Here is a 24784-nt window from a genome sequence, read left to right on the forward strand (position 1 = left end):
AAGATACCATGATTATCGATACTTCAGCGCTAATTGCTCGATCCCAACCAATATTTCTTTGACGGTTTCTTCCAGTTCCGATCCCATGCGCAAATACTCATTGGGATACTCATCTTTCATTAGAAACATGACAGCATAATAAACAGGCTTGAGTTGTTCTGTTAAATCCAGCTTTTTTAACCATTTAGCAACAAAGTGAGTTTGTTTTTTTGCTAAAAATAATGCGAATACACTGACCATATCATCAGTGTTTTCTTTAAATTCTTTCGTCCATGTATCTCTAATAAAAATCTTCTCCATCGCTTCTATTGCAACATCAAGCTCATCGTTCCACAGAGCAACACATGCTAAGATATATAAATTGAAATAATCTTCATCATGGCTAACACCTTGTTTGGCATAATTGAAAGCTAGGTTTTTTTTGTCATTTAATGCGAATGAATAATATAGTCTAGCTATGGCTCTAAACGCTATTTGGTAATCGTGTTCAATGGCTTTAAGGTAAGCTTTTTCTGCTTTTTGTAAGTTTTCAAGTTCATCTTCATATAGAGTCCCTAAGAAAAAATAAGAATGGCCATTCTCTTTATGCTCGATATCTTTAAGGTAGTTTTCCTCTGCTAAGTGAGGACTGTTGAGTTCAAATTGATAAATGAAACCAATTGCAAAGTAAACCGGATCAAAGCCTTTTGAGATTGCTTTTTCAAAATATTTTATTGCTTTTTCAAACTCTCCATTGTCCATGCAATTAAATGCTTCCAGGCCGTATTCTTTAAAACTTATCTCCGGCAGAGCTTGTATCAAATTAGATTCATGTTGTTGGAAAAAGTTGTGAGCATGCTGATATATCTGCTCTTTCTCATCGATGTTAATGGTTTTGCAGCCCAATAATGCTGATGTGAGAGCCAAGGTGCCAGGTAAATAAGCATCTTGGCGTAGCCCGTCAGAAAACTTGCTTATCAGGTGGGTTAAGTCTTCCTTGCTACACCACATTTCAATGAATCGCGTTAGCCAAAGTAGTTTGTTTTTGTCTCTTCGGCGGCCATAGCGCATTAAATACCAAATATTGAAAAAACGTTCTTGAATGCGATACAGATGGTTTTTATTGTCGGTCGGAATTTTTTCGACGATCCATTGTTTTTGTAATTGAGATAGCTGAGCCGAGATGGTTTTACTGTCAATACGGGTTTTTTGAGCAATTTCTTTGACCGAAATGGCATCCCAGTGCTTCGCAATGGCGTGCACTATGGGTTTTTGCTGTTTACTTAGATCATCCATTCGGTGTTTATAAATAGGAGACGCCATGTCTAGCGTGTCATCTAAATAGCCAAAGGTGGAGCCATGAGGGCCTTCCGCCAAAATATCAAATAATAACGCCATGGTTCTTGGTACGCCGCCCGTGATACGGCGAATAGATTCGATTTTTTCCGGTTGCTGTTTGATGGCCAATGTAATTTGTTTAACCGCTTCTTCTCCTGCGGCTTCGGCAAGCGCTAAAAGCAAATCTAGGGTTTCTTGTTGGCTGAGACTTTTTAAGGTAATGATGTTGAAAAATTGATAGAAAGGGTGTTTGTGATCATAGAAATTTTCAAGAGAAACGGCCGAGCCGCCTATCATTCTAATATTGGTATTTTGGCTTAATACCTCACGAAGTATGGCTAAATCGAGTTTGGAGAAGTGATCAAACAATTCAGCAATATTATCAATAAACAGGATGATTTTTTTGGTTTTGGTATTCAGGGCATTATTGAGCAGCTTGAAGGCCATTTTGGCGTCTTCGCCATCTTCGGGTTCTATGTCTTCAATCTGTTCCGCTAAGCCTTTAAAACTTTCTCCATACAAAGCGTGTTCTTCTAAATCCTCGGCAATGCGTAGCCAAAAACTGAATAAAGAGTTAATACCATACTCTTCTTCTTTCAGCTGAATGGGGATCAGCCAAGGGGATAAGGCGTCATTTTCTTCCACTTCAATGTAAAGTCGAGTCAGTAGGGTGGTTTTACCTGCGCCTCTTACGCCTTGCACAATGTAATGTTGCTCTGGTGAGGTCATGTCTGATTGTGAAATGGCTCTCCAAAGCCGTTGAAATTCTTTCAGTCTGATGGCAAAGGTTTTCTTTAATACCCCTGCGGAGGTATTTTGCGGGTTGTACTTTTTAGGTATTTCGTTTTTATAAGGCACGGTCGGCATATCGATTCCACCAGTCTTTTAATATGGGTGAGGTAAAGCGGTAAATTTTGGGTTCGCTTTCAAACAGATAGCCATCATGTTCTAGACAATCCATGACATAGCTATGCTGAGTGTCTTGGTATTTTTCTTGTTGGCTAATATTAAATAATTCGTTATAGGAAACCTGTTGCGATTTGGCGAGTAAGTTTAAAAAGTCTTTCGCTAAGGCTTTTTCGGACATTTTGAGGCGATTCAGGCGTTCCACCCAGTGGTTAAAATTGGAACGATACGCTTGGTCAAATAGAGTGTTATAGGCCTCGTCAACCTGTGCGTTTTCAGGAATAAGTTGGTCCACGTCTAGGCAATGGTCTTCAAGCCGTTCCCATAGGATTTCAATATAGTAAGGCATTAACCATTGCACTTTATCCAGCATATAATGCGCCACCTCGTGTTTGATCTGCAATGGGCTGTCATTTTTGGCAGTAAGAAAATCAATAAATGCGATGCCATCCGTTGTGTTGAGCGTGGCGAGGTTTAATTTGTGTTGATCATTAATGAGGTTGGAGACGTTCAGTCGATTGGCCAAAGAGTCTAAACCAATTGAACCTGTAAAGATGAACTGCACTATCGGAGCAAGTGAGGTGTCTTGACAGAGGGAACGGATGTTTTTCATGAAGTTTTTAACGGCGGATAATCCCTCATTGTCATAGATGGATTCAATCACATCGGGGTATTCGTCTATGACAATGACTAACTTTTTATCCAATTGCAGTTTACGAATCACCGTGGCTAAATCTTGATGAGTAATATGGCGACTCTTGTCGGTTAACTTGATGCCAGTGCCTGCAATACGAATATCATCAATACTCTCTAAAACCTTGCGAAGTAGTTCTTTGCCTTTTTTGTTGGTTTTTTCTAAATTTTTAATGAAGTCAGTATCATACAGTTGTTCAAATATTTGTTTATAGAACGCCTTCTCCGTGGTACAGGATTGAACCATACAGTATAAGAAAAGATATTTTTCTTTTGGATTTTGCTCTAAATACCTGAGCATGGAAGTCTTACCGGATCGCCTTGGTGCTAACAAGATAATGTGTGCCCCTCTGTCTAAGTAGCGCCAGACTTTTTCTTGTTCTTTTTTTCGTTGGAAATAGTGTGCGCCAAATACCACCTGTCCTGACATAGTGCTTCCCTGTTTTTAACAATGAATTTTCTGTCAAAATATATGGCAAAAAAAATATTGTCAAGTTTTTTGGCTATAAAAAAATAGTCAAATTGGGTGCAGCCAAATACCTGGTGGTTAGTGAGAGGGTAAGTGTTGCGATGATTAGACAGCACGGGCTTGTACTGCTACTACGCTAACGTCATGCATTTGCCCTGCATGGCCTTGGCGTCTGCTGCGTCATGGGTGACCAGTAAGGCTGGAATGTTAAAATGACGAACTTCTTCAAGGACGAATTTACGCACATCACGTCGCAAAGCCGGATCGAGTTTGCTAAAGGGTTCATCTAGCAATAAGTAGCAGGGTTCCGCCAATAAGGTTCTCAACAGTGCCACACGGGCTTGTTGTCCACCAGACAGAGCGTCAGGTAAGGCATTGGCTTTATCGGGAATGCCCAGTTTCTCTAGTGCTTGTTGTGCTTTTTGCTGACGCATTGTTCTGTTGTGAAGATGGGGAATGGCAAAAAGTAAGTTCTCTATAATGCTCATGTGGGGGAACAACAAGGGCGTTTGTTGTAATAGGCCTACTCGACGTTCTTGGGGCGCTAAGTCCTGTAGACTGTTTTCATCCAACAAGACGTCACCTTGCGCATTGAGCGAGTTATCGAGTGTGCCACCTAAATAGTGCAATAAGCTGGATTTACCAATACCGCTTGGCCCCATTATGGACAAGACTTCGCCCTTTTGAATATCAAAACTGAGATTCTGTATTAAGCTTTGTTCGCCAAGTTGAAGACTGAAATGTTTAAGACTAAGCACGAGATCTCCTACTTTGCAATGAGGTGAAAATGGCTTTGAAGGTGGTTTTGAGTAAGAGTCGCCATCGGGTCCAGCGTGATGGTAACGTCATCGCCAGCCAAAAGACAATAATTGGAAACAGGGTTTGCAACAAGGCCATACTGCCAACTTGTTTACGATCACCAGAAGCAGCACGAGTGACCGCTTCTGTGGTTAAGGTGCTATAGCGACCTTCACCGGCAATCAGGGTGGGAAGGTATTGCGCAATACTGACTGCAAAACCAATGGCAAAGGCGGTAAAGAGAACAGGCTTCAGCATAGCGAGTTTAATAAAAAAATAGTTTTGCCAAGGGCGCTGGTTTAATCGATTGGCTTGTTCCAAATAGGCTTGTGGGTAGGCCAAATAGGGATTTTTCAAGGTCAGATAAACATAAGGCAAAACATACAGCAAATGCAGCGCGGTGACCGCTGACAGACTGCCATTCCAATCGAGGTGAATCAATAAAACATGCAAACCAAATAGAAAGCCAATCTGCGGCAATAAAATGGGCACATAAATAAGGCTGTCAAAAGTATGATTGGCGTTTGGTGGGTGGCTATTTGATTGGGCGACGCGTTTAATTTCTAGCATAGCAAGGCTAATGAGACAGGCGATGAAAGTGCTAACAAAGGCGATGAATAAAGTGTTTTGCGTGAGCTCCATCAATAACGGCGCAGCACGCTCTAAGTTGTCCAAGGTCCATTTGGATGGCAAGGCGTCGGGAAAGCGCCAACGCTTTGTCAGCGACCATAAAGGTAGAATCAATAATGCCCAAATCGCTAATATTAAGCTCATGCAAGCTAACGCTGCCCCGCCAGCTAACAGACTATCGCTAATGCCGCAGCGTTTGCCATTACTGCGTTCGGCTCGCGTAAGCTGGCTCAATAAACGATGACCAAGTTCCCAACCTGCTAACACCAATACAATTGCTAGCATAAGAAATACGGCTCCAGCACTGGCGTTGAAGCGCATGGTCAAATCTGGGTCGTTAAACCAACGGAATAGGGTAACAGCAAGGGTAGAAGGCGTATTCGGACCAATGATTAATGCCAGATCCACAACGGTAAGGCTGAAACTGATGACAATGAAAAGAGGTAAACGTATCAGAGGATACAATTGCGGAATCAGGACTTTTCGCCATGCTGTAAGGCGACCATACCCCAAGATTTGACAGGCTTGTAAGGTGTCACTGGCACGAATGCTTTTCATGCAGGCTAACATCACAAACAGTAAATAGGGCATTTCTTTGATCACTAAGGCCAGAATCAACGACAGGCCATAAGGGTCTTGTACGCTAATCCAATTCGGTGGTCGCTCAAAGCCTGTTAGCCAAGGACTAAAAAGTCTTACCAACCAGCCGGATGGACTCAACAAAAATACCAAGCCGATGGCTATGGCCGCGTGAGGAATGGCCAGAATGGGCGCGAGTAGATTTTCAACTGTACGAAAAAATGGCTTGTCGTAGCCCCATGCTAATAGTGCTAAGGCCATCCATAAGGCCAGAATCGGCGCTACTATTCCTGTTATGAGGGTGAGCTTGAGACTGGCAAAGAATTCTTGTTGAGCAAAGAGGCCTCGCCAGGCCGCTAATGAGAAATGATTTTCTCCAAGGGGGGGGAAATATTGAAAAGCGGGTAGCAGAGTGCCCACTAACCCCGCCAGAATCGGCAGAAGCAATAATATACAAATTAGCCCTGTGGCCATCTGGCGGAATTTGCTAGGCATAAATAACGGACTTCTTAAATGAAAACAGAGTCAAACACCTGTTTGTTTTAATTAGCGTATCTTTTACGCCATTCGGTTTCCAATGCACCGACCCAGCTACTGTGAGGTTCTGGCAAGGTTTGGCCTAACTCTTCAATGCTTAGGGTCGCGATACCACGAGGCAAATCATCGAATTTTTGCTGATCCGCTGCGCTTAACTTGTTATAGGCGAGCACGCTCAAATCGCCCCAGACAGTGGGAGTTTGCTTACGAATTTGCGCTTCTGGTGACAAGAGGAAGTTGGCTACCACTTGCGCGCCAGCGGACGCACTGCTGTTGTAAGGAATGGCCAAAAAGTGTGTATTGCCAATCGTCCCGCCGGTAAACACATAAGAACGCACTGTATCGGCTAGGTTACCCCGATCAATGTGTACCGAAGCGGCGGAAATATCAAAGCTGAGGGCAACATCAATTTCTTGATCGTCCAGTAAACGCATCATTTCTTCAGAGCTGGATGGAAAAGCCTGACCGCTGCGCCAAGCCACTTGGTGCAACTGATCCAAATACGCCCACAAAGGCGCGGTGATTTTTTCGAAGTCTACTTTGTCAACCGGTTGAGCGAGGGCTTTACGGTGTGGCGTTAGCTCGTATAGGGCTTGTTTCAAGAAAGTTGAGCCTAAAAATTGTGGTGGCTCAGGATAGGTAATGCGACCTGGGTTGGCTTGAGCGTGAGTCAGTAATTGCGCCATGGATTTGGGCGGGTTGTTAAGGCTGGCTGTGTCATACATAAAGATGACCTGTGCCATTCCCCAAGGGGATTCCATTCCATCAACCGAGGTGCCAAAGTCTTGCGTCAAACTTTGGCGGGCATTCTCATCCACATAGTTCTGGTAGTTTGGTAGGTTCTGACTGAATGGGCCAAACAAGAGGTTATTGTCCTTCATGGCGCGGAAGTTTTCGCCATTTATCCAAATTAAATCAATCGAGCCTTGTTGATCTTTGCCTGCGGCTTTTTCTGCTAACACTCGGTTAACCGCATCGGCAGTATCAGTGAGTTTAACCTGCTTCAAGGTCACTTGATATTCGTCCTGAATGCGATCAGCAGCCCATTGAATGTAATTATTGATGTTATCGGAGCCGCCCCACGCATTGAAGTAAACGGTTTGTCCCTTAGCCTGTTGTAGGGTGTCTTGCCAATCCTCAGGTGTCGATTGGGCTTGTACAGAGAGGGAAGAAAGTAAAATAGCACTGGTGAGAGAGGCCACAATAACAGATTTGATCACGAAATAGCTCCTAATGTGTTTTGAGTATTTTCTTTAGACGTAACAGGTTCGTCCTTTATTACACTGATTTTATTATAGTATTTGGTTTTTATTAACACAGTGATTTAGCGTAAACTACGCGACATTATTTGTAGCGTAAACAGGGTGCTCTAATTGGTAACATTATTATCAATGAAGGATCTGCCTAAACTGAGGTTCTATGTCCTATCAAATCTATTCTCATGTTTTACCCAGTGCGACACCGGGCACGCAAAGAGTACTGAAAGCACATCATTTTGGTGAGGCTGGCGCTCGTCCTAAAGTCTATTTGCAAGCGGGTTTACATGCGGACGAATGGCCAGGTTTCTTGGTCCTGAATAAGTTGATTAAGTTGTTGAAACAGGCCGAGCAAGCGGGCTTAATTCAAGGGGAAATCATCATAGTGCCAGTGGCCAATCCCATTGGTTTAGCACAGAATTTTCACGGTTATATTCCGGGGCGCTTTGCCTTTTCAGACGGTGGCGGTAACTTCAACCGCAACTGGCCAAGGCTTGGTGATAAGGTTGAAAAACGCATCAAAGGGGATGTCAGTGCGGAAGTGGACAATAACTTAACACTGGTGCGCCAAGCGATTCGTGAAGAGCTTGCGCTTTTGCCTGAAATAACCGAACTGCAAGGCATGAAGAAAACCTTATTGGCTTTATCCATGGACGCAGATGAAGTAATTGACCTTCATTGTTCTGGTGAAGCTTGTATGCACGCTTATGTGCCGCAGGAGTTTGAAGACTACTTTAAGCCTTTGTTAGCGTTATTGGACGCTAAGGTTGGCTTGTCTGAATTGGATACAGGCGCGGCTTCCTTCGATGAAACCAATGCCAGTGTTTGGCGCAGTTTGAAAAATCACTACGCTCATCTGATTCCATGGGGCTGTCGTTCTTTGACGTTAGAACTGCGTGGCGAGAACGATATTAATCATGCTTTTGCAGGGCAAGATGCACAAGCCTTATTCGATTACATGATTTATCGCGGTGTGGTGAAAGGTGAATTGGCCGAACCCGATGAATCGCACGTTCATTATTACCCTCTGGACGCCATGGATCTGGTGAAGGCACCTTGTGCGGGCATTGTGTGTTATCACAAAGCCATTGGTGAGCCGGTAGAAGAGGGAGAAGTGATCGGCGAAGTGGTTAATCTACTGGAAGACGATGTGGATCAATCCCATTACCCTTTGGTGTCGCGAACCAATGGTATTTTCTTTGCTCGAGTACAACGTCGTTTAGTGGTGTGTGGCGAGTCGATTGGCAAGATTGCTGGCAAACAACACTTGGCGTACCGAGAAATCGGTCACCTATTTGAAGACTAGGCACTATCTTGAGTGAGGAAATGTTTGAGTGATGAAATCTTGACTAATTTGCAATCGAGCGCCGCCTTTGCCCATTTAACAGATGAGCAAAAGGCCGTGGTACAACACGATTTAAGCCGACCTGCTAAGGTGATCGCCGTCGCTGGTGCGGGTAAAACCACCACCTTAATCGCACGCATTGAGTATCTTTTGTCACAGGGAATAGATGCCTCACAGATCGGTGTTTTTATGTTCAATAAAAGCGCCCAGGAAGAATTCTCTCAACGTTTACATCAAACACTTGCCAACAAAGGCTGGCGTGCCCCCAGCGTGATGACCTTTCACGCTTTCGGCATGCGTTTGTGTCGTCGTTTGGAACAGCAAGGCTGGCTGGAGACGGCTAAGTTGTTGACGGACGATTTTAGCCTGATCAAGTTATTGCGCGACGCCATGCAGCGTTTGCTGAAGCGCGGTGAGAAAATCACCATTCAAGATGAAAAAGACTGGCTGGAAGACATGTTGCTTTTCATCGATCAGGTAAAAGCATCCAACAATGCTGCTCAAGTCGTTTTCGAACAATTGGCTTGGTCCAAAGAGCGGCACTTTTTTATCGCCTTATATGATGAACTAGAGAGCTTACGACGACGTCAAAAAATACGTTTTTTTGCCGACTTACTGAGCGATCCTTATGAATTAATTGCCCAACTAAGCGCAGCAGATCTGCATCGTGTTGGTGCTTTGGTGCCCAATTTTCAATACCTATTGATTGATGAGTTTCAGGATATTAACCCATGCCAGTATGAGCTGTTAAAGCGCCTTTATCCCACAACTTGTCAATGGATGATAGTAGGCGATGTGCAGCAGTGTATTTATGAATGGCGCGGGGCCAGCCCAGACATCATGGCGCGCCAATTCGATACTGAGTTTGCCGATAGTGTGACCTATCCATTGAGTACCAGCTTTCGCTTTGGTCATGCGGTGGGTTTGATGGCGTCCAGTGTCATCAGTGAGAATGATGCCGAGGTTTTGGTGGTGGGAATGGGGGAACGCACACGAGTTTCCTTTGCGAAATCCGCAAAAACCGGTAAAGCTCTACTAGGTGAACTGAAAGCTTGGTTAGACGAAGGGCAATCGCTGGACGATAGTGCGGTGTTGGTTCGGCTTTACAGTGATATGGTGCCAGTGCAGTTGGCGTTGATGCACAAGGGAGTTCCATATCAATTGCATGGTGACTCGCCATTATTAGAAAATCGACAGATACGCATGTTGATGGCGTATTTGGCTGTGATGGCCGGTGGCTTAGAGCAAGCCAATGTGTTTTTTCAACCAGAAGACATTGAGTACCTGCTGACCGTACCCAGTTTAGGAGGCGCCGTTGCACAACGTCGCCATTTGATTCAGCAGGCCAAACAGGCGCCTCATTTGTTGCCGCAAATCATAGAGGGTATGGCGGACAATATAGAAGGTTGGCGGGCGAAAAAATTGCTGGAGCGAGCCGATTGGCTACGTAGTTTGAGTGCATATCGCAAGGATCCTGCACAAGGTTTGCTGCATACCTTGGAAAAACTGGGTATTTATCGTTACTTCGAAAGCACCAGTAGCAAAGACATTCAGGCACAAGAAAAGATCGCGACTTGTGAGGCCTTCATTGCCTATGTTCGAGGTGTGGGAGGCGATGCCGCCAGTATTTTGCAACAGCTTGCCAGTTTGAACGAGCGTCAGTGTGAAGTGGCACAAGGTGTGCATCTGATGACGATCCATAAATCCAAAGGCTTGGAATTTGGGCAAGTACTTTTGTGTGGGTTGCAAGAAGGCCGTTTTCCTTATTATGAAGAAGACCTGAGTGCAATCGACAAGCAAGCCGCTAATGAATTGGCGGCAGAGCGGCGTTTATTTTATGTGGCTATGACACGAGCCCGTCATAAGTTAGTGATATTAGAAACACCAAGTGCTGACGAGAACAAACAAATGAAGCTGGGCAATATCCCCAGAGCCGGTTTAAAGTCGATGTCATTATCACGTTTTATTTTTGAGGCACAGCCCTATGCGGTGAGCCAAATATGCGATGCTTGGTATCAGGAACGTGATGGTGATGTGATTGATACGGAGAAAGGCTCAGTGTTTCAGCGCTACTTGGCGTTTGTTCGGCCTTCGCCAGATGTATCTTTTCGCCATAAGGTGGAAGGAAAAAGGCAGCTCAAGCCGGGGGACAAGGTGCGTCATGATCAATTTGGTCAAGGTGTGGTTGTCCGACAAGAACAGAATGATAGGCAGATGATTTTTGTCGATTTTGGTGAAGCCGGGTTAAAACGTTTTAATCCCAAACATACTAAATTAGTGAAATTATCTTCACGGACTTAAACCCGACGAGGAGACTAAAGATGTCCATCCCACTTATTGACCTAGCCAAATTAACCAGTACAAGTGAAGCCGTGCGCCAAGATGAAATACAGGCGTTGGACACAGCATGTCGAGAAATCGGCTTTTTTTATTTGGTCAATACCGGAATTCCGAGCAGTTTAATGCAAGCTTTAATGCGAGAAGCAAAGTGTTTTTTTAATCAGCCGCAAGCCACCAAAAATGCCATAGACATTAAAAACAGCCTGAACCATAGAGGTTATGGCAACATAGGCGAAGAACAGCTCGATGAAGTCAGCCATGCCGACTGGAAAGAGACCTTTGATATGGCGTTGGACTTTCCGGCAGATCATCCCTTGGTCGCCAAATACCCAACCATGTACGGACCTAATCAGAATCCGAGTGATCCTCAAACTCTGGAAGTGTTGCAAGACTATTATGTGGCGGCATTTGAGGTTGCACAAAAGTTGCTTACCTCCATGGCGCAAGCTTTGTCCTTAGAAGACGATTTCTTTACACGCTGTTTTACTGACCATGTGACTGTGCTGCGTATGATTCATTACCCACCGCGTCCAGAAGTCGGCCATGACAATGGCGCAGGTGCACACACGGATTATGGTTGTGTGACCTTATTGCTGCAAGATCAAACCGGTGGTTTACAGGTGAAAAATCGTCAAGGAGAATGGGTGGACGCCACACCAATTGAGAACGCTTTGGTGGTGAATATTGGTGACTTGATGCAGCATTGGACAAACGATGAATACGTTTCCACCGCCCATCGAGTTCGAGCGTCTATGCCAGATGTGCATCGTTATTCTTTCCCGTTTTTCGTTGAGCCAGACTATGAAACAGAAGTCAGTTGTGTGCCAAGCTGTCAATCTGCGGAAAAACCAGCGAAATACCAAAGGGTATTGGCAGGGGATTGGATTCAATCGCGTTTTGATGCTACCTATGCGTACCGAGAAGAAAAGCACTAGGCTAATCAATCTGTCATGGGAAAAAACATTGAGCGCCTTTAGGCGCTCAATTTCATTAAGTCTGGTAGGGCTTTAATCTGGTATTCATTGTTGCGAATTTTCGCCATGTGTCCAGCTGGCACCAGTGTCCAATCTTGATTGGACAGTTCCAGAGGCTCAGAACCAATCACAATGTGAGACTCAAAGGCTTTGCAGTACAGGCTTGGCGCTTGTTCATCGCTGGAAAAACGAATCGCAATCATCTCTTCACCGTTGGAAACCACAGAAGTAAATCTCAGCGCTTCTGTAATGTCTTTCTGCTTCATGATGTCTAGAATCTGAGCCAGTGTGGTGGCAATGGCTTGTTCTGGGTTATGTTCCAAACCATTGGCAATCATTAACAAGAAAATCACTTCTGAATCCGTCGCCCCTTGTCGCTCGCCATACAGCTCTTCTGGAATAAGACGATCCAATTGGTAGCGAATGGATTCATAGCCACCAATTTGCCCATTGTGCATGAAGAGCCAATTCTTATAACTGAAAGGGTGACAATTGGAACGGCTGGTGGCGGTGCCTGTTGAGGCTCGTACGTGAGCGAAAAAGAGCCCACTTTTAATGTGTTTGGCAAGGCTTTTGAGATTGCTGTCGCTCCATGCAGGCAGAATTTCATGATATAAACCGGGCTCACTGCGCTCATCGTACCAGCCCAAACCAAAGCCATCGGCATTCACGGTGACTTCCGATTTCTTCGCACTCAAACTTTGGTGAACAAGAGAATGTTCCTGTTCAAACAATAATGACTCAAGGTAAACCGTGTCACCTTGATAGGCCATCCAACGACACATTTTCTTCTCCTAACAGCAAGAAGCATAAGATATTTAAAATATAAAAAGGGAAACCTGAGTTTCCCTTTTCGACTGGTTTTTCACCTTGATAACATTAGACGTTGAAATAGCTTACTTTGCGAGCAAGCTATTTTGTTCAGTCTGCTAATTGTTCAGCAGATTGGTTAACGGAATGAATCGAGTTTGTCGTTTTCTCTATAGTATTGGTGTTGTTCAATAAGTTTCGGTTTACTTCAGTGATAACGGATGTTTGTTGTTCTGTGCTCGCCAAAATACGATCATTCATTTCAAGAATTTTAGACACAGTTTGATTGATGTTCAATAGGACGTCATGTTTGTTGAATCTTGTTTATTTATTTTTCAGGCGCTGAACTCACGACCACTTGATCACCTTCAACGGTGAAGAAAAAACAGTCACGACGGTTGGTGTGGCAAGCGGGGCCTTTTTGATCCACTTGCAAGAGTATACAGTCGCCATCACAGTCAAATGACATGGCAATCAAAGACTGACGATGACCAGAGCTTTCGCCTTTGCGCCAATAGGTTTGTCGGGAACGTGACCAATAGCATACTTGTCCTGTTGCTAAGGTTTCACGAATCGACTTTTCGTTCATATAGGCGAGCATTAAAACTTCACCTGTGTCATGTTGTTGAGCGATGGCCGCAATGAGACCTGCATCGTCTGTTTTCAGATTCGCTAATACTGTGTCTAATGAAATGGTCTCGCCTTTATTTAGGTTTTCGTATGCTTTTAAACTCATTTGTTTACCTTATATTCTGAGATGGCGCCTTTACCTATTCCCTCAAAGGCATGAACTTGTATCACGCTATTTGGATGTTCATTCGCCAAGGTGTGTGCGATGTGGTCGGATAATGACTCCACTGTCGTGTCACACTCTAACATGTAAACCTGATCACTGTTGATGGTGAGTTCAAATAGCCCTTGTTGGCTGGTGTAGCGAAATGCGTGATGCGACAGGCCATTGATTTGCGTAACGTCAAGCAAATCTTCTTGTGTACCCAAATAAATATCTTGCCAACGTTTTGCCCAGTCCTGTTCCAGTTCAGGCGAGGCTTCATCATTCTGATAAATCTCAATGGTAGAGCGATGTCCATGAGCGATACGTTGGCAGTTACCCGCGTGTTTTTTTAAACCATGACTGTATTGGTATTGGGCGCCATGGATTTTTTCAGGAGTAAAGCGAACACTGATGGCTTCCAGTTCAGCGGGCAATAAATTGAGTATTTGCTCTGCAACCCAGACTTGAGCAAATTCCGCGGTAATCTTGTCACAAGGCAGTGAACAAATAGCTTGTTGAGGAGCATCGCAACGAAAATGACGGCCATCTTTATGATCAAATTGAAACGATAGGCGATCATCAGGCAAGGTGATTAATGTGCTACTGGGGTGCTGAGTGGGAATGGCCAGCATATGGTCAATGTTGTCATCCAACCATTTCTTGATTTGTTTTTTCACTATACTGAAATCACAAATCATGCTTTCTTCATTCAGCTTACCTGTTAGCACAATATCGGTTTGCCAACTTTCGCCCAACAAGCCACGTTCTGTGTCATAGTAGGAAAAATCGACGTGGGTTAGGTCTTTTACAAATAGCTTCAACTTGCTACTCCTCAAAAATAACGGCTCGCATTTTACCTTATTTACATAGGAGGATATAGCCGAAGAAAAAGGATGTTTTAGAATGACTTTATAAGTATTTGAAAAACATAAGAAGGCTGTTGATATTTCAAATTGGCAGCGTATAATCTCGCCCCAAGGTCAACAGGCCTCCTTTATGGTGTCTCTGCTGGTCCCCTCGCAACAATAAATCGTGAATTTGGTCAGGTCCGGAAGGAAGCAGCCACAGCGATGGACTTGTGTGCCGAGGTGCGGCTGGTGGAGATGCCACCTAAATTCTCTACCTATTCTCTATTTCGCAATCATCAAACGACTTGTTGTTTTCGGCGAGTATGAATTTTCTGCAGTAAAAAACAGCTTTCCCTTCTTTTCGCTTGATAAATTGGGTCTGTATGCCTTTCTTAATATATCGTACATTAAAGTAAACTTTTAGTGTACACAAAAACAAACTTGTGTTTTAATTTGTAAAAACATCAACAAGGAAGCAGGTTTCGATGATGATGCTTTGTTAGAAAGTGATGTGTAAGTGCAAGGCTAGAGTTTTAGTCTGGCTTCGCGTACCACGCCAATGACACGGCATTGGTCGGTGACTTCAATTGGACGGTAATTTGGATTGAGCGGTTTTAGATAGGTTTGACCTGCATCTATGATCAGCTTCTTAAAAGTGATTTCTTTGGTTGAGCCAACTTTAGCCACCACTAAGTCGCCGTTTTGTGCTTGCATACAAGGATCAACCAGAATGATGTGGGCTTCACAAATGCTTGGGCCAACTGGGGATACCATGCTGTCCCCCGAAACCATTAGCCAAAAAGCCTGATGGCTAATGGCAGCTGGAGCGTATTCCCAGTCTAATTGGTCTTTTAAGCTGGCTTTTTCTTCAAATTCACGCCAAGACTCTGCTTGAGCGTAGCTGAGAATAGGCAGCTTTTTGCTGATAAAGGAAGGGATGAAACCATTTCCTTGATGAGCTGAAGAAGTTTGCGAATTGGCTGACACGCCTCCAAACAACCAATTTGCATCACACTGTAATGCTTTGGTGAGTGGAATAATGTATTTACCGCCAGGTGAAGAAATACCGTGCAGCCACTGACTGACTGACCCTTTGGTCGCGCCTGTCATCCTTGTTATGTCGACGGCCCGAAGGTTGTGTTCCGTCATTTTTTGTCTAATACGATCTGATATATCCATGTTAAGAAGGCTAAACTAATTTAGGTTTATTTATATGACTTTATTTTGTTTAATTAAATAAACTATTTGCCCGCTAATGCCAAAGAACCGATCAATTTTAAAAAAATTGTCACATAAGATTCAGTATCTGGTTCAAATTCATGTCGTTCTGGCTCAGTTGACTCGGGATGTACAGTCTATATTTTATACTGCACTATCTAGGGCTCTAGATCTGTTCTGTTACCTTTTTGCAAGCATTTGTATATTAAAAAGGTAATCGAATGTCGTTTTGCAAGCTTTTGTATATTAAAAAGGTAATCGAATGCCGGATGGGAGAGAAATGAGCGTCGCACTGATGAAAACTTGTCGAAATGAGATGAACTAAAGCCAGCTTGATAGCTGGCTTTATTCTAAGATGCTTAAAATAGCTTAAAACATTTAGGTTTTAACTAAGCGACATTAGCGTCTGTGCTTTGTAGGATTTTTTGGTTAACAGTCGCCATCAGTGCGTGTACGGAAGCGGATACAATATCATTATCAATCGCCACGCCATTGAAACGATCACCATCAATATTGGCTTGTACATAGGCGATGGCTTGTGCATCACTGCCAACCGTTAGAGCATGTTCTTGGTACTGGATAATATCAATACGCATGCCGAAGTGTTTGCCTAACGCTTCACTAAAGGCAGACAGAGCGCCGTTTCCGGTTCCGGTTATGGTTACAGTGCCAGACGTACTGTTTAGGTCGGCATGAACTGTGTCTACCTCATCTTTGGCGTGGTCGTATTTGCCTAATTGATAAGGTTTGGTACCTGTCATGAAAGTGGATTCGAATAAATCTTTCATCGATTCCGCATTGACAACGCCACCATCTTGCTCGGCAAATTGCTGAACAATGGGGCTAAACTCCACCTGCAACCAGCGCGGCAATGCCAAGCCGTATTCTTGCTCAAGGGTATAAGCCACGCCGCCTTTACCGGATTGGCTGTTAACGCGAATCACTTCTTGGTAGCTGCGACCAACATCACGAGGGTCAATTGGCAAGTAAGCCACATCCCAGGGTTTGTCGTCGGTCTGATTCGCCAAGCACTTCTTGATCGCGTCTTGATGAGAGCCAGAGAAAGCGGTAAACACCAATTCGCCCGCGTAAGGGTGGCGCGGATGAACTTGTAGTAAGGTGCAGGCTTGAACCACACTTATGATGCGGTCCATATCGCCTAATGCCAACTCTGGATCAATGCCTTGGCTGTACATGTTCATGGCCATAGTGACCACGTCCATGTTGCCGGTTCGTTCACCATTGCCTAGCAAGGTGCCTTCAATGCGATCAGCGCCAGCCATGAGGCCTAGTTCCGCCGCCGCAACCCCACAGCCACGGTCATTATGAGTATGAAGGCTGATGATCATGTTATCGCGCTGTTTTACATTGCGGCAGAAATATTCGATCTGATCAGCAAAACGGTTTGGTGTCGCCACTTCCACCGTTGCAGGCAAGTTAATGATGATTTTATTGTCTGGTGTTGGTTGCCATACGTCAGCAACCGCATCCACTACTTCGACGGCGAAGTCGGTTTCTGTGCCAGTAAAACTTTCTGGTGAGTATTGGAATACCCATTCTGTTTCTGGGTGTTTCGCAGCATGTTCTTTGACACATTGTGCGCCTTTTACAGCAATCTCTTTGATGCCCTCTTTACCTAAGCGGAAAACTTGCTCACGCTGAGTTTTCGAGGTTGAGTTGTAAACGTGAACAATGGCTTTTTTGGCCCCTTTTAGAGACTCATAAGTGCGCTCAATCAACTCTGGTCGAGCTTGGGTTAGTACCTGAATGTAAACATCGTCTGGCACTTGGTTCTCTTCGATCAACCAACGAACGAAATCAAAATCCAATTGAGAGGCGGCCGGAAAGCCGACTTCGATTTCTTTGAAACCGACGTCCACAAGTAGGGCGAAGAATTGTTTCTTTTGTTCCACTGTCATGGGTTCAACCAGTGCCTGGTTGCCATCGCGCAGGTCAACACTCGACCAAATCGGTGCTTTAGTGATTTCTTGGTCAGGCCAAGTGCGATTTTCAATGGCGACAGGCTGGAATGGTCTGTACTTAGTGTGATCAAAAGAGGTCATGATCTTTCCCTTCCTATGTTGAGGAGCGGATAAGCTCCGATAGTAAACAGTTTGCGTTGTCAGGAAGTGTGGTAACTCCCTTAATGATTTCGCTATGTCTATATAATAGCGAACTTTCTGGGGTAAAAGATTGCGTTTTTTATAGAAATTTCAATCTGTATGGCATTATATTGCGTATATAAAGTATAAATTAGCAATATGAGGCTTATATTTTGGTTTTTGATAAGATTGATTTGAATATTCTGCAAGAATTACAGCAAGATTCTAGCTTAACCAACCAAGAGCTGGCTGATCGGGTCGGCTTGTCTGCTTCTCCTTGTTTACGGCGGGTAAAAGCTTTGGAAGAGGCTGGGGTGATTGAGCGCAGTGTCACTTTATTAGACCAAAAGAAACTGGGATTAAAATTAACTGCTTTTATTCAGATTAGTATGGACAGACATACACCGGAACGCTTTGAAGTCTTTGAATCTTTGGTGGAATCCTATCCAGAAGTCAAATCTTGCAATCTAGTGACTGGCCAATCCGCAGACTATCTATTAGAAGTGGTGGTAGAAGATATGGATAAATATCAGGAGTTTCTACTGGGTAGATTGACGCGTATAGCGGGTGTCACAGGAGTGCATTCCAGTTTCTTATTGAGACGTATTATTAATCGTACCGCCTTGCCGTTGGATCATTTGACATGATGCGTTGAATAGGTATTGAGCCAGTGAGAAATAAAAGAATGAAAGAAACGCTGAATTAATATTGATTTTTTCATAATTGACCAAATGTAAGGGCGTTATACTTTACCGCAGTAAATAATCCCTAGAGAGAGCAGTAATGACAGATTTGACCATTAAGCGTCGAGTAATGATTCCGGTTCGAGCCGGTGACGTGACCGCTGAGTTCATTTCCTTTAATGGTGATGACTCAGGTAAAGAACATATAGGGATATATTTTGAAGGTAATTCGAAACAAACGCAGCAAGCGGATTATGTGCCTTTAGTACGTTTGCATTCTGAATGTTTGACAGGGGATGTATTTGGCTCTGGCCGCTGTGATTGTGGCGAACAACTGGATGAAGCCATTGATCGCATTAATGACGAAGGGGGTTATATCCTCTATTTGCGTCAAGAAGGTCGTGGTATTGGATTGTATGCCAAACTAGAAGCATACGCTTTACAAGATCAAGGTTATGATACTTACCAAGCCAATGAAATGTTGCATTTGCCTGAGGATGGCCGTGATTTTGGTATTGCTGCCAATATGTTGCTGGCGCTTGGGGTAAAGCAAGTACGCTTGTTAACCAATAATCCTGACAAAGCTCAGCAACTAAAAGAGCACGGCATTGATGTGGTGGAACTGGTACCGACAAAGGTGCATGTTAATCAACATAATCGCCAATATTTGGAAACCAAGGCGAAACGCAAGCAGCATACCCTTAAGTTTGAAGAATGACGTCGACTTGAAAATGTTACGTTTTGTTGCGAAAGCCCCGAAAGGGGCTTTTTTTGGCCTTGATGATTTGGCCTCTGTACATTTTTTGAGTAATCTTGACCTTTATTTGACAAAAAAAGCCAAACAGATCAAAAAAATGCTTCTATAGATCACGAAGTGATGGAATCAATAGAAAGGTGTTGTTATGAAGAAGGTGTCTCTTGTTTTGCTTGTTTTAGGGTCATCAGCTGCTCTGGCTGATAGCGCATTAATTGGCATTTATTGTCAGGAAAACAGCAATGGTGCCAAGGTGTATGTGAACGAGGAACTGAAATTTGAGTGTACAGATTTTGCTCGTGAAGCCCTGGTGGTTGAGGAAGGTCGCCATCAAATTAAAGCAGTACAAAGTATCAATCAAGAGCAAGAAAAAATCTTTTTTCAACAAGTGGAGGCAACGCCTGATCGACCACAGAGAGTGCGTATAACCATGCCAGAAAAAGCCACCCTGACGGCTTATGGTGTGACAATGAAAAAGCAACGAGAAGCGGAAGCGGCGCGAAAATTGGCGCTTGAAAAGGAGCGCAAAGCTAAGCAAGCTGTAGAGTCAGATTTGGCGCAAGCCAAAGCGGGGGATTTAGCAGCAATGCAACGAGTCATTGAGCGCTATCAAACGGGTCAAGGCGTGGAGAAAAATTCAGTTCAAGTAGACTATTGGCAGCGTCAATATCAAGTGCAAAAAGCGCAACAAGAGCTGGACGATAATCCTTATTTTTATTGGTTAGGTCTGTTTCCAAGGGCCATGAAGAATTCTGATGCGTCTGTCAGTTCAACCCTGATCACAGGGCTGCCAAGTTATACCATTGGTGACATCCTTTCTTCACCAACCGTGTATTCAGCTCGCAAAGACATCCAACAAAGATTAGATGCCATCGAAGGTCATGCAGTGCGTTGGGCCAAGCCGGATGCAATGGTGGCAAAGGCGACGCCATAGGTTTGATATGAAGCGCTGCATTTCGATGAGCTTGCTGTTTGGCTTGCTCATGTTATTGCAAGGATGCGCCATACCCTATCAGGCAAGTAAGCCTGTTGTTCATTGTGAAGATGCGATGGGCAAAGGTTTGCTGAATAAAGCACCAGCTTTATTTGCTTCCGCACATCGAGACAATAGCTTGTGCGCGCAATTGATTGCTTTGTTAACGGTCGAAAAGGCTGTGGCTGATGTTGAGGTTTCGTCATCTGCATTGCAGGCGGATAACCGTTTTCAATACGCCAGAGATTTAATTAAAGACCGGCATCAAGCTCAGTCGGATATTTTCCTTGAGGTGTTACGCGCGTATCTTTTAGAAGAAGACTTTGCTTGTCGTCATCCTGTCTACGCCGCTTATTTTGCACGACGTTATCAGACGCAAGTGACTTATCAAAACTGTCAGGATCCAGTGCCATTTTATTTGTTTGATTCCAATCAAGGCGGGCAATTGGTATCCATTAATCCACAGCATGTGCGAGAGATTCATCTGGTTTTTGCTTCTGAAGGAGAGGGCGTTGCGTCCTCTTTTGGTCATGTCTCGGTGCGTCTTCTGGTGTGTCCTGATGCCTCATCCAGCTTACAAAGGTGTCAACAAAATCTCTTTAATCATGTGTTTTTGGGATACGTGGCGCGAATTGATGGCTTCACCATGAATTTGTTGAAAGGTTTTTTTGGTGGTTATGATGCGCATTTATTTGGTTCTACTTTTCGTGAAGTGTTCCGTGCCAATACCTTACTTGCGGATCGCGATTTGTATTCTTTACCGTTGAATTTGACAGCGCCTGAAGTTGAGCAGGTAGTTAGAGACTTGTCTGAGATTCATTGGAGTTATCGAGGTAATTACCGTTTTATCACCGCTAACTGCGCAACCTTATTGCAAGATTTATTAAATAAAGCCTTAGGTTTGGAGGGGCAATCAGACCAAGAGCTGAGTTTTCTGCGTCCGGATTCACTGTTTCATAAGTTAAAAAATAGCCCACTGGCGCGAGGTGATGTATTTGTCTCTCTTGCTGAGGCCGAGTCGCAAGGCTACTACTTTCCACGTAATCGTCTTTATTATCAACAAGCCTTATCGGCTTTGATGGATGTCATTGATCAGTATCCGTATGCAAGTTTAGAGCAATATGGCCAAACCCGTGCGGCAAAACGTCTATACGATCTTTTATCGTCCGATTCTGCTTATGACAGGTTAGCCAATAATGACTATTTGTTAGAGGCGCAATTGTTGCTTGAAGAACACCAGCTAGTGTATTTGCGTTTTGAGCTGTTTCGTAAAGTCGTCGATATGGTGGTTGAACTTAATTTGCTGGAAGTAATGCAAGCCAAGCTAAAGGCCATGCCAGAGGGATTGGATAAACAACTTTTACAACATTGTTATGTGCAACCTTTATTGCAAGTGCAGATGGCGGTGCCTAGGTTTGATGGCATTCCTAAGCTAAGGCAGTTAGTGGGTTTTCAAGCTAACAACGAATTGCAGTGTGGCTCGCAACCAGCACAACAGAAAATATTTACTATGGTGGCGTCGGTGGTGCCAGATGATCATCAAGGGATAAAAGAGCTGAAGGTACTGGAGCAAGAACTGGTGCAAACGCTCGATAATATTGAGACTTTAGAAGGGCTGTTCTGATGAAGAAATTCACAATAATGGGTGGGATAATAAGTCTGTTACTCAGCTTTGTGCCCATGGTGACAATGGCTGAAACGTCGCAGCAAGACATGCTTAACATGTTGGACCAATTAGATCAGTTGGATCGTTTGGATCAAATGGAATTTGATGATGCTATTGAAGCCGCTTATCGCTGTGCGGACGATGAGAACTTTTCCTGTGCAGATCACGAAATCAAAAAAGCGCGTCCGTTGGTATTTGATCAAGACTCAAAAAAACGTCTGAATGACTTGATTGTTTACCGTAAGGATCAGGAAAAATACTACAAAGAAAAGCAGCGTCTCGCGGTCCAACGAAAATTGGAAACTAAATGTGCCAGCCGTTGCCCTATTGCTCGAGAATATGCGCAGTGTGTCGCTGGAAATTTGGATTCTTGGGATTGTCGTGATGAGCAACCAAGCTATAACTCAAGTGGTTCATCTGGATCTGGCGACACTATGGCGGCATTGAGCTCCGCTTTGACTCAGCTGAATAATCAATTACAGGCAGATTTGGCGCGTCAGCAAGCGGATTTTAATCGTCAAATGAAACTGATTGAAGCGCAACGACAAGCAAAAGAACGGCAAAAGCGTGAGCAACAGGCGCAACAGCGTCGTGTGCAACAACAGCAACAACAGGCTCTGGCAAATCTACAACAGCAACAAGAACAGGCCAGACGTCAAGCAGAACAAAGACGACAGGCAGAAGAGGCGCGTCGTAAAAGAGAGGAAGAGCGTCGTTTGGCAGAAGAAAAACGTCGTCAGGAAAGAGAGGCTCGTTTGTTGGCTCAGCAGAGAGCGAAAGAAGAAGCGGCTAGAAATAAGCAAATATATTTGAGCAAACTGACCTCAGGTGCCCGTTTGGGGGGAAGAAATTGTTTTGGGGAGAAATATGTTTTTGCTACCTTGCCAGTAATTACGCCTGAGTTAGTATCATGTGTGAATGTGAATTTCTCTGTGCAATGCTCAACTTCGGGGCCTGTGGTGCATCGCGGCGTGCTCATAAATCACGTTAATATGAATGCAGGAAGTTGTTTTGGCGATATCACCCAAGTGCCTAGCTCGGTTGCTTGTCCTGCTAAACAGTTTGTGGTTCGTGCCACTTCGGTAGAAGCTTGTTAGTGTAAAAAGCGTCGCTTAATGAATCGACGCTTTTGCTGCTCAAGTAAAATGAAAGCAATCACTTAGTTTTTTTCTTTTTCTTCTTATTACGTGATGATCGAGCTTTGGTTTTTGGTTCTAGCCCTTCGATGCGACCAAACTTAATGTTGGCTTGCATGAAGCGCTGAATCTTCTCAATCATCGGCAAATCATTAATGTCGATCAAAGAAATACATTCACCAGGCGCGCCTTCTCGTGAAGCGCGACCAGCACGGTGAATGTAAGAGTCGGCTTTGCGTGGTAAGCGTAAGTTAATCACAGTATTGATTTCTGGTAGATCAATACCTCGGGATGCCACATCAGTGGCGACTAATACTTGCAAGCGACCGCGTTTCATTTGTTTTAAATGTTCACTGCGATCGCCTTGTTTCATTTCTCCATGCAGGCCATCACACATAATGTTCATGTTGCGGATTTTTTGTACCCACAGATCCACATGATCACGGTTGGATACGAATACGACTGCTTGTTGAACCCCTTGTTTGCCGAGTAAGTGCTTGAGTACAGCTTCTTTATGGCTATCGTCGTCAACACGATAAGCCATTTGACGAATCTGATTGGGCACAGTGCGTGACGATTCACCAAGGCGAATTTGTTCTGTCTCTGGGCTTAATAAAGCGCTGGCAAAGCGCCCCATTTTCTCACCTTCAAGTGTGGCCGAAAACATCAAGGTTTGATGTTCTGCGGGCAATTCTTTGGCGATATGGTTAATGGCATTAACAAAGCCCATATCCAACATGCGATCGGCTTCGTCGATGACAAAATAGCTGACATCGGTTAGATCCAACCATTGTTTTTCGTCCAACTCCACTAAGCGTCCAGGTGTGGCAATTAAAATGTCACATGCTTCGCTTAATTGTTGTTGCTGCATTCCGTAAGGGGTGCCGCCAATAATGAGCTGTGATTGAATGCGTGTATGCTGAGTCAGTTCGCCAATTACGTTGAAAATTTGGCGTGCTAATTCGCGACTGGGTGCCAAAAAAAGTACTTTTGGCGCGGTAGTTGAGGCTTCGTCTCTATCTAGTACGTGTTGAACGGCAGGGGCGCAAAAGGCAATGGTTTTGCCTGTTCCGGTTGGGGCGGTGGCCAATAAGTCAGAACCTTCTAAAATAACAGGGATGGCTTGCTGTTGAATTTCGGTCGGCGTCTCAAAACCTAGACTATTGATCGCTTCTTCTATCGTGTAATCTAGCTCTAACTCAGCAAATGACATGTAATCTCTCTGTTGCAGGAATTGTATTGCAGAAAAAAAGACCTGTTGTTGAGCAATAATCAGTAACAGGCAGATGAGCAGCATGATACCTTGTTTTATGCTGTTTCGAAATCAAAAGCCGTTTTACAAAAGTGGGTTTTTGGCTTATTGCTTGCAGATGAGTATTACCATTGACTATAAGAAGATAATTTATGTTGCTATCAGACGACTTGGTGATTCACCAAACCATGAATTGGGTAAAAGGGTTTATTGTGGAACACAATGTTTGTCCTTTTGCGAAACGTGAAATTGACAATGACACTGTGCGTTTGGTGGTGTTGCGTTCAAAGAAAGTAGACATTGCTTTAGAAGAGTTAATGACGGAAATTCAATGGTTAGATGAACATTCAGACACGGAAACTACCTTGTTGATTTTTCCAACCCTGTTTAAAGACTTTCACCGTTATTTGGATTTTGTCGAAACGGCGGAAAACTTAATGTTTGATCAAGGTTGTGAAGGCGTTTATCAATTGGCGACTTTTCATCCTAATTATTGCTTTGCCGGAACAGAAGACGAAGATGTGTCGAATTATACCAATCGTTCGCCCTATCCAATGTTGCATATTCTTCGTGAAGCCAGTTTGGATAAAGCCATTGCCTTTTATGGTGATACCTCAAATATTCCGAGTGACAACATCAGCAAAATGGAAGCATTGGGAAAAAAACGCTTGGAAGACATTTTTCAAGCTTGCATGAGTGCAAACTAACACTTGCGATACCAGG

General features: G+C 44.0%; 21 protein-coding genes and 1 other RNA gene. 10 read left to right on the forward strand and 12 right to left on the reverse strand.

All coding sequences use genetic code 11. The features are described 5' to 3' along the window. Positions 1-12 precede the first annotated feature (12 nt). The 5 genes from ACXAH2_RS08830 to ACXAH2_RS08850 all read right to left on the reverse strand — a co-directional run bounded on the left by ACXAH2_RS08830 (position 13) and on the right by ACXAH2_RS08850 (position 7149). On the reverse strand, positions 13-2184 hold the full coding sequence (locus ACXAH2_RS08830; RefSeq protein WP_475077957.1) for an ATPase: 2172 nt from the start codon (positions 2182-2184) through the stop codon (positions 13-15). Then, on the reverse strand, positions 2165-3346 hold the full coding sequence (locus tag ACXAH2_RS08835) for an AAA family ATPase (protein WP_475077958.1): 1182 nt from the start codon (positions 3344-3346) through the stop codon (positions 2165-2167). The genes ACXAH2_RS08830 and ACXAH2_RS08835 overlap by 20 nt, the downstream gene beginning before the upstream one ends. A 170-nt stretch (positions 3347-3516) precedes the next feature. Further along, positions 3517-4143 carry an ATP-binding cassette domain-containing protein gene (locus ACXAH2_RS08840; protein ID WP_475077959.1) on the reverse strand — a complete coding sequence of 209 codons (627 nt, stop codon included), beginning with the start codon at positions 4141-4143 and terminating at the stop codon, positions 3517-3519. Next, a complete protein-coding gene (locus ACXAH2_RS08845; protein WP_475077960.1) occupies positions 4136-5887 on the reverse strand; it encodes an ABC transporter permease in 1752 nt (583 codons plus the stop codon). Before ACXAH2_RS08845 ends, ACXAH2_RS08840 begins: the two co-directional genes overlap by 8 nt. 47 nt (positions 5888-5934) lie before the next feature. After that, on the reverse strand, positions 5935-7149 hold the full coding sequence (locus tag ACXAH2_RS08850) for an ABC transporter substrate-binding protein (protein ID WP_475077962.1): 1215 nt from the start codon (positions 7147-7149) through the stop codon (positions 5935-5937). A gap of 199 nt (positions 7150-7348) precedes the next feature. Here ACXAH2_RS08850 and ACXAH2_RS08855 point away from each other — a divergent pair, with 199 nt between their 5' ends. From ACXAH2_RS08855 to ACXAH2_RS08865, 3 genes are read left to right on the forward strand one after another with little or no spacing between them, the layout of a single operon-like run. Further along, positions 7349-8491, forward strand: a complete 1143-nt coding sequence (locus ACXAH2_RS08855; protein ID WP_475077964.1) for a succinylglutamate desuccinylase/aspartoacylase family protein — start codon at positions 7349-7351, stop codon at positions 8489-8491. Positions 8492-8515: 24 nt separating this feature from the next. Continuing rightward, complete coding sequence (locus ACXAH2_RS08860) at positions 8516-10831, forward strand: ATP-dependent helicase (RefSeq protein WP_475077966.1); 2316 nt, start codon at positions 8516-8518, stop codon at positions 10829-10831. Positions 10832-10851: 20 nt separating this feature from the next. Beyond that, a complete protein-coding gene (locus ACXAH2_RS08865) occupies positions 10852-11805 on the forward strand; it encodes an isopenicillin N synthase family dioxygenase (protein WP_475077967.1) in 954 nt (317 codons plus the stop codon). Positions 11806-11843: 38 nt separating this feature from the next. On the opposite strand, the gene ACXAH2_RS08870 is transcribed toward ACXAH2_RS08865, so the two are convergent. From ACXAH2_RS08870 to ACXAH2_RS08885, 4 genes are all read right to left on the reverse strand, one after another. Beyond that, positions 11844-12629 (reverse strand): class II glutamine amidotransferase, encoded by a 786-nt coding sequence (locus tag ACXAH2_RS08870; RefSeq protein ID WP_475077968.1) that lies wholly within the window; start codon positions 12627-12629, stop codon positions 11844-11846. A gap of 136 nt (positions 12630-12765) precedes the next feature. Then, complete coding sequence (locus ACXAH2_RS08875; RefSeq protein WP_475077969.1) at positions 12766-12951, reverse strand: hypothetical protein; 186 nt, start codon at positions 12949-12951, stop codon at positions 12766-12768. A 31-nt stretch (positions 12952-12982) separates the two neighbouring features. Next, positions 12983-13390, reverse strand: a complete 408-nt coding sequence (gene hisI / locus ACXAH2_RS08880; protein WP_475077971.1) for a phosphoribosyl-AMP cyclohydrolase — start codon at positions 13388-13390, stop codon at positions 12983-12985. Further along, on the reverse strand, positions 13387-14250 hold the full coding sequence (locus ACXAH2_RS08885) for a 6-carboxytetrahydropterin synthase (RefSeq protein WP_475077973.1): 864 nt from the start codon (positions 14248-14250) through the stop codon (positions 13387-13389). Before ACXAH2_RS08885 ends, hisI begins: the two co-directional genes overlap by 4 nt. Positions 14251-14435: 185 nt before the next feature. Here ACXAH2_RS08885 and ffs point away from each other — a divergent pair. Then, positions 14436-14532: signal recognition particle sRNA small type (ffs, locus tag ACXAH2_RS08890), an RNA gene on the forward strand. Between the two features lie 270 nt (positions 14533-14802). Here ffs and ACXAH2_RS08895 read toward each other — a convergent pair. Both ACXAH2_RS08895 and leuA read right to left on the reverse strand, forming a co-directional pair. Continuing rightward, on the reverse strand, positions 14803-15456 hold the full coding sequence (locus ACXAH2_RS08895; RefSeq protein WP_475077974.1) for a S24 family peptidase: 654 nt from the start codon (positions 15454-15456) through the stop codon (positions 14803-14805). Between the two features lie 428 nt (positions 15457-15884). After that, positions 15885-17558, reverse strand: a complete 1674-nt coding sequence (gene leuA, locus ACXAH2_RS08900; RefSeq protein WP_475077975.1) for a 2-isopropylmalate synthase — start codon at positions 17556-17558, stop codon at positions 15885-15887. A gap of 212 nt (positions 17559-17770) precedes the next feature. On the opposite strand from leuA, the gene ACXAH2_RS08905 reads away from it, so the two are divergent. From ACXAH2_RS08905 to ACXAH2_RS08925, 5 genes are all read left to right on the forward strand, one after another. Beyond that, on the forward strand, positions 17771-18244 hold the full coding sequence (locus tag ACXAH2_RS08905; RefSeq protein WP_475077976.1) for an Lrp/AsnC family transcriptional regulator: 474 nt from the start codon (positions 17771-17773) through the stop codon (positions 18242-18244). A gap of 136 nt (positions 18245-18380) precedes the next feature. Further along, on the forward strand, positions 18381-18998 hold the full coding sequence (gene ribA / locus ACXAH2_RS08910) for a GTP cyclohydrolase II (protein WP_475077978.1): 618 nt from the start codon (positions 18381-18383) through the stop codon (positions 18996-18998). Positions 18999-19182: 184 nt separating this feature from the next. Continuing rightward, the gene (locus ACXAH2_RS08915) at positions 19183-19968 is read left to right on the forward strand and encodes a hypothetical protein (protein WP_475077979.1); all 786 of its coding nucleotides are present in this window, start codon (positions 19183-19185) and stop codon (positions 19966-19968) included. 7 nt (positions 19969-19975) lie between these two features. Further along, positions 19976-21631, forward strand: a complete 1656-nt coding sequence (locus tag ACXAH2_RS08920) for a lipoprotein N-acyltransferase Lnb domain-containing protein (RefSeq protein WP_475077980.1) — start codon at positions 19976-19978, stop codon at positions 21629-21631. Beyond that, positions 21631-22770, forward strand: a complete 1140-nt coding sequence (locus tag ACXAH2_RS08925) for a hypothetical protein (RefSeq protein ID WP_475077981.1) — start codon at positions 21631-21633, stop codon at positions 22768-22770. Before ACXAH2_RS08920 ends, ACXAH2_RS08925 begins: the two co-directional genes overlap by 1 nt. A 58-nt stretch (positions 22771-22828) precedes the next feature. On the opposite strand, the gene ACXAH2_RS08930 is transcribed toward ACXAH2_RS08925, so the two are convergent. Continuing rightward, positions 22829-24022 (reverse strand): DEAD/DEAH box helicase, encoded by a 1194-nt coding sequence (locus ACXAH2_RS08930; RefSeq protein WP_475077982.1) that lies wholly within the window; start codon positions 24020-24022, stop codon positions 22829-22831. Positions 24023-24213: 191 nt separating this feature from the next. Between ACXAH2_RS08930 and ACXAH2_RS08935 the strand changes: the two genes are divergently transcribed. Continuing rightward, positions 24214-24768: a DUF1415 domain-containing protein gene (locus tag ACXAH2_RS08935; protein ID WP_475077983.1), complete on the forward strand. Its 555-nt coding sequence runs from the start codon at positions 24214-24216 to the stop codon at positions 24766-24768. The last annotated feature ends 16 nt before the right edge of the window (positions 24769-24784 follow it).

It is taken from the genome of Marinomonas sp. ABL3_031 (genome assembly GCF_056161265.1).

What these genes read in the sequence shown, in the direction of transcription:
- ACXAH2_RS08830 (WP_475077957.1), bottom strand. Translation starts at nt 2,184, where the DNA reads ATGCCGACCGTGCCTTATAAAAACGAAATACCTAAAAAGTACAACCCG.
- ACXAH2_RS08915 (WP_475077979.1), top strand. Translation starts at nt 19,183, where the DNA reads ATGAAGAAGGTGTCTCTTGTTTTGCTTGTTTTAGGGTCATCAGCTGCT.
- ACXAH2_RS08920 (WP_475077980.1), top strand. Translation starts at nt 19,976, where the DNA reads ATGAAGCGCTGCATTTCGATGAGCTTGCTGTTTGGCTTGCTCATGTTA.
- ACXAH2_RS08865 (WP_475077967.1), top strand. Translation starts at nt 10,852, where the DNA reads ATGTCCATCCCACTTATTGACCTAGCCAAATTAACCAGTACAAGTGAA.
- ribA (WP_475077978.1), top strand. Translation starts at nt 18,381, where the DNA reads ATGACAGATTTGACCATTAAGCGTCGAGTAATGATTCCGGTTCGAGCC.
- ACXAH2_RS08895 (WP_475077974.1), bottom strand. Translation starts at nt 15,456, where the DNA reads ATGGATATATCAGATCGTATTAGACAAAAAATGACGGAACACAACCTT.
- ACXAH2_RS08930 (WP_475077982.1), bottom strand. Translation starts at nt 24,022, where the DNA reads ATGTCATTTGCTGAGTTAGAGCTAGATTACACGATAGAAGAAGCGATC.
- hisI (WP_475077971.1), bottom strand. Translation starts at nt 13,390, where the DNA reads ATGAGTTTAAAAGCATACGAAAACCTAAATAAAGGCGAGACCATTTCA.
- ACXAH2_RS08935 (WP_475077983.1), top strand. Translation starts at nt 24,214, where the DNA reads ATGTTGCTATCAGACGACTTGGTGATTCACCAAACCATGAATTGGGTA.
- ACXAH2_RS08845 (WP_475077960.1), bottom strand. Translation starts at nt 5,887, where the DNA reads ATGCCTAGCAAATTCCGCCAGATGGCCACAGGGCTAATTTGTATATTA.
- ACXAH2_RS08925 (WP_475077981.1), top strand. Translation starts at nt 21,631, where the DNA reads ATGAAGAAATTCACAATAATGGGTGGGATAATAAGTCTGTTACTCAGC.
- ACXAH2_RS08835 (WP_475077958.1), bottom strand. Translation starts at nt 3,346, where the DNA reads ATGTCAGGACAGGTGGTATTTGGCGCACACTATTTCCAACGAAAAAAA.
- ACXAH2_RS08855 (WP_475077964.1), top strand. Translation starts at nt 7,349, where the DNA reads ATGTCCTATCAAATCTATTCTCATGTTTTACCCAGTGCGACACCGGGC.
- ACXAH2_RS08870 (WP_475077968.1), bottom strand. Translation starts at nt 12,629, where the DNA reads ATGTGTCGTTGGATGGCCTATCAAGGTGACACGGTTTACCTTGAGTCA.
- leuA (WP_475077975.1), bottom strand. Translation starts at nt 17,558, where the DNA reads ATGACCTCTTTTGATCACACTAAGTACAGACCATTCCAGCCTGTCGCC.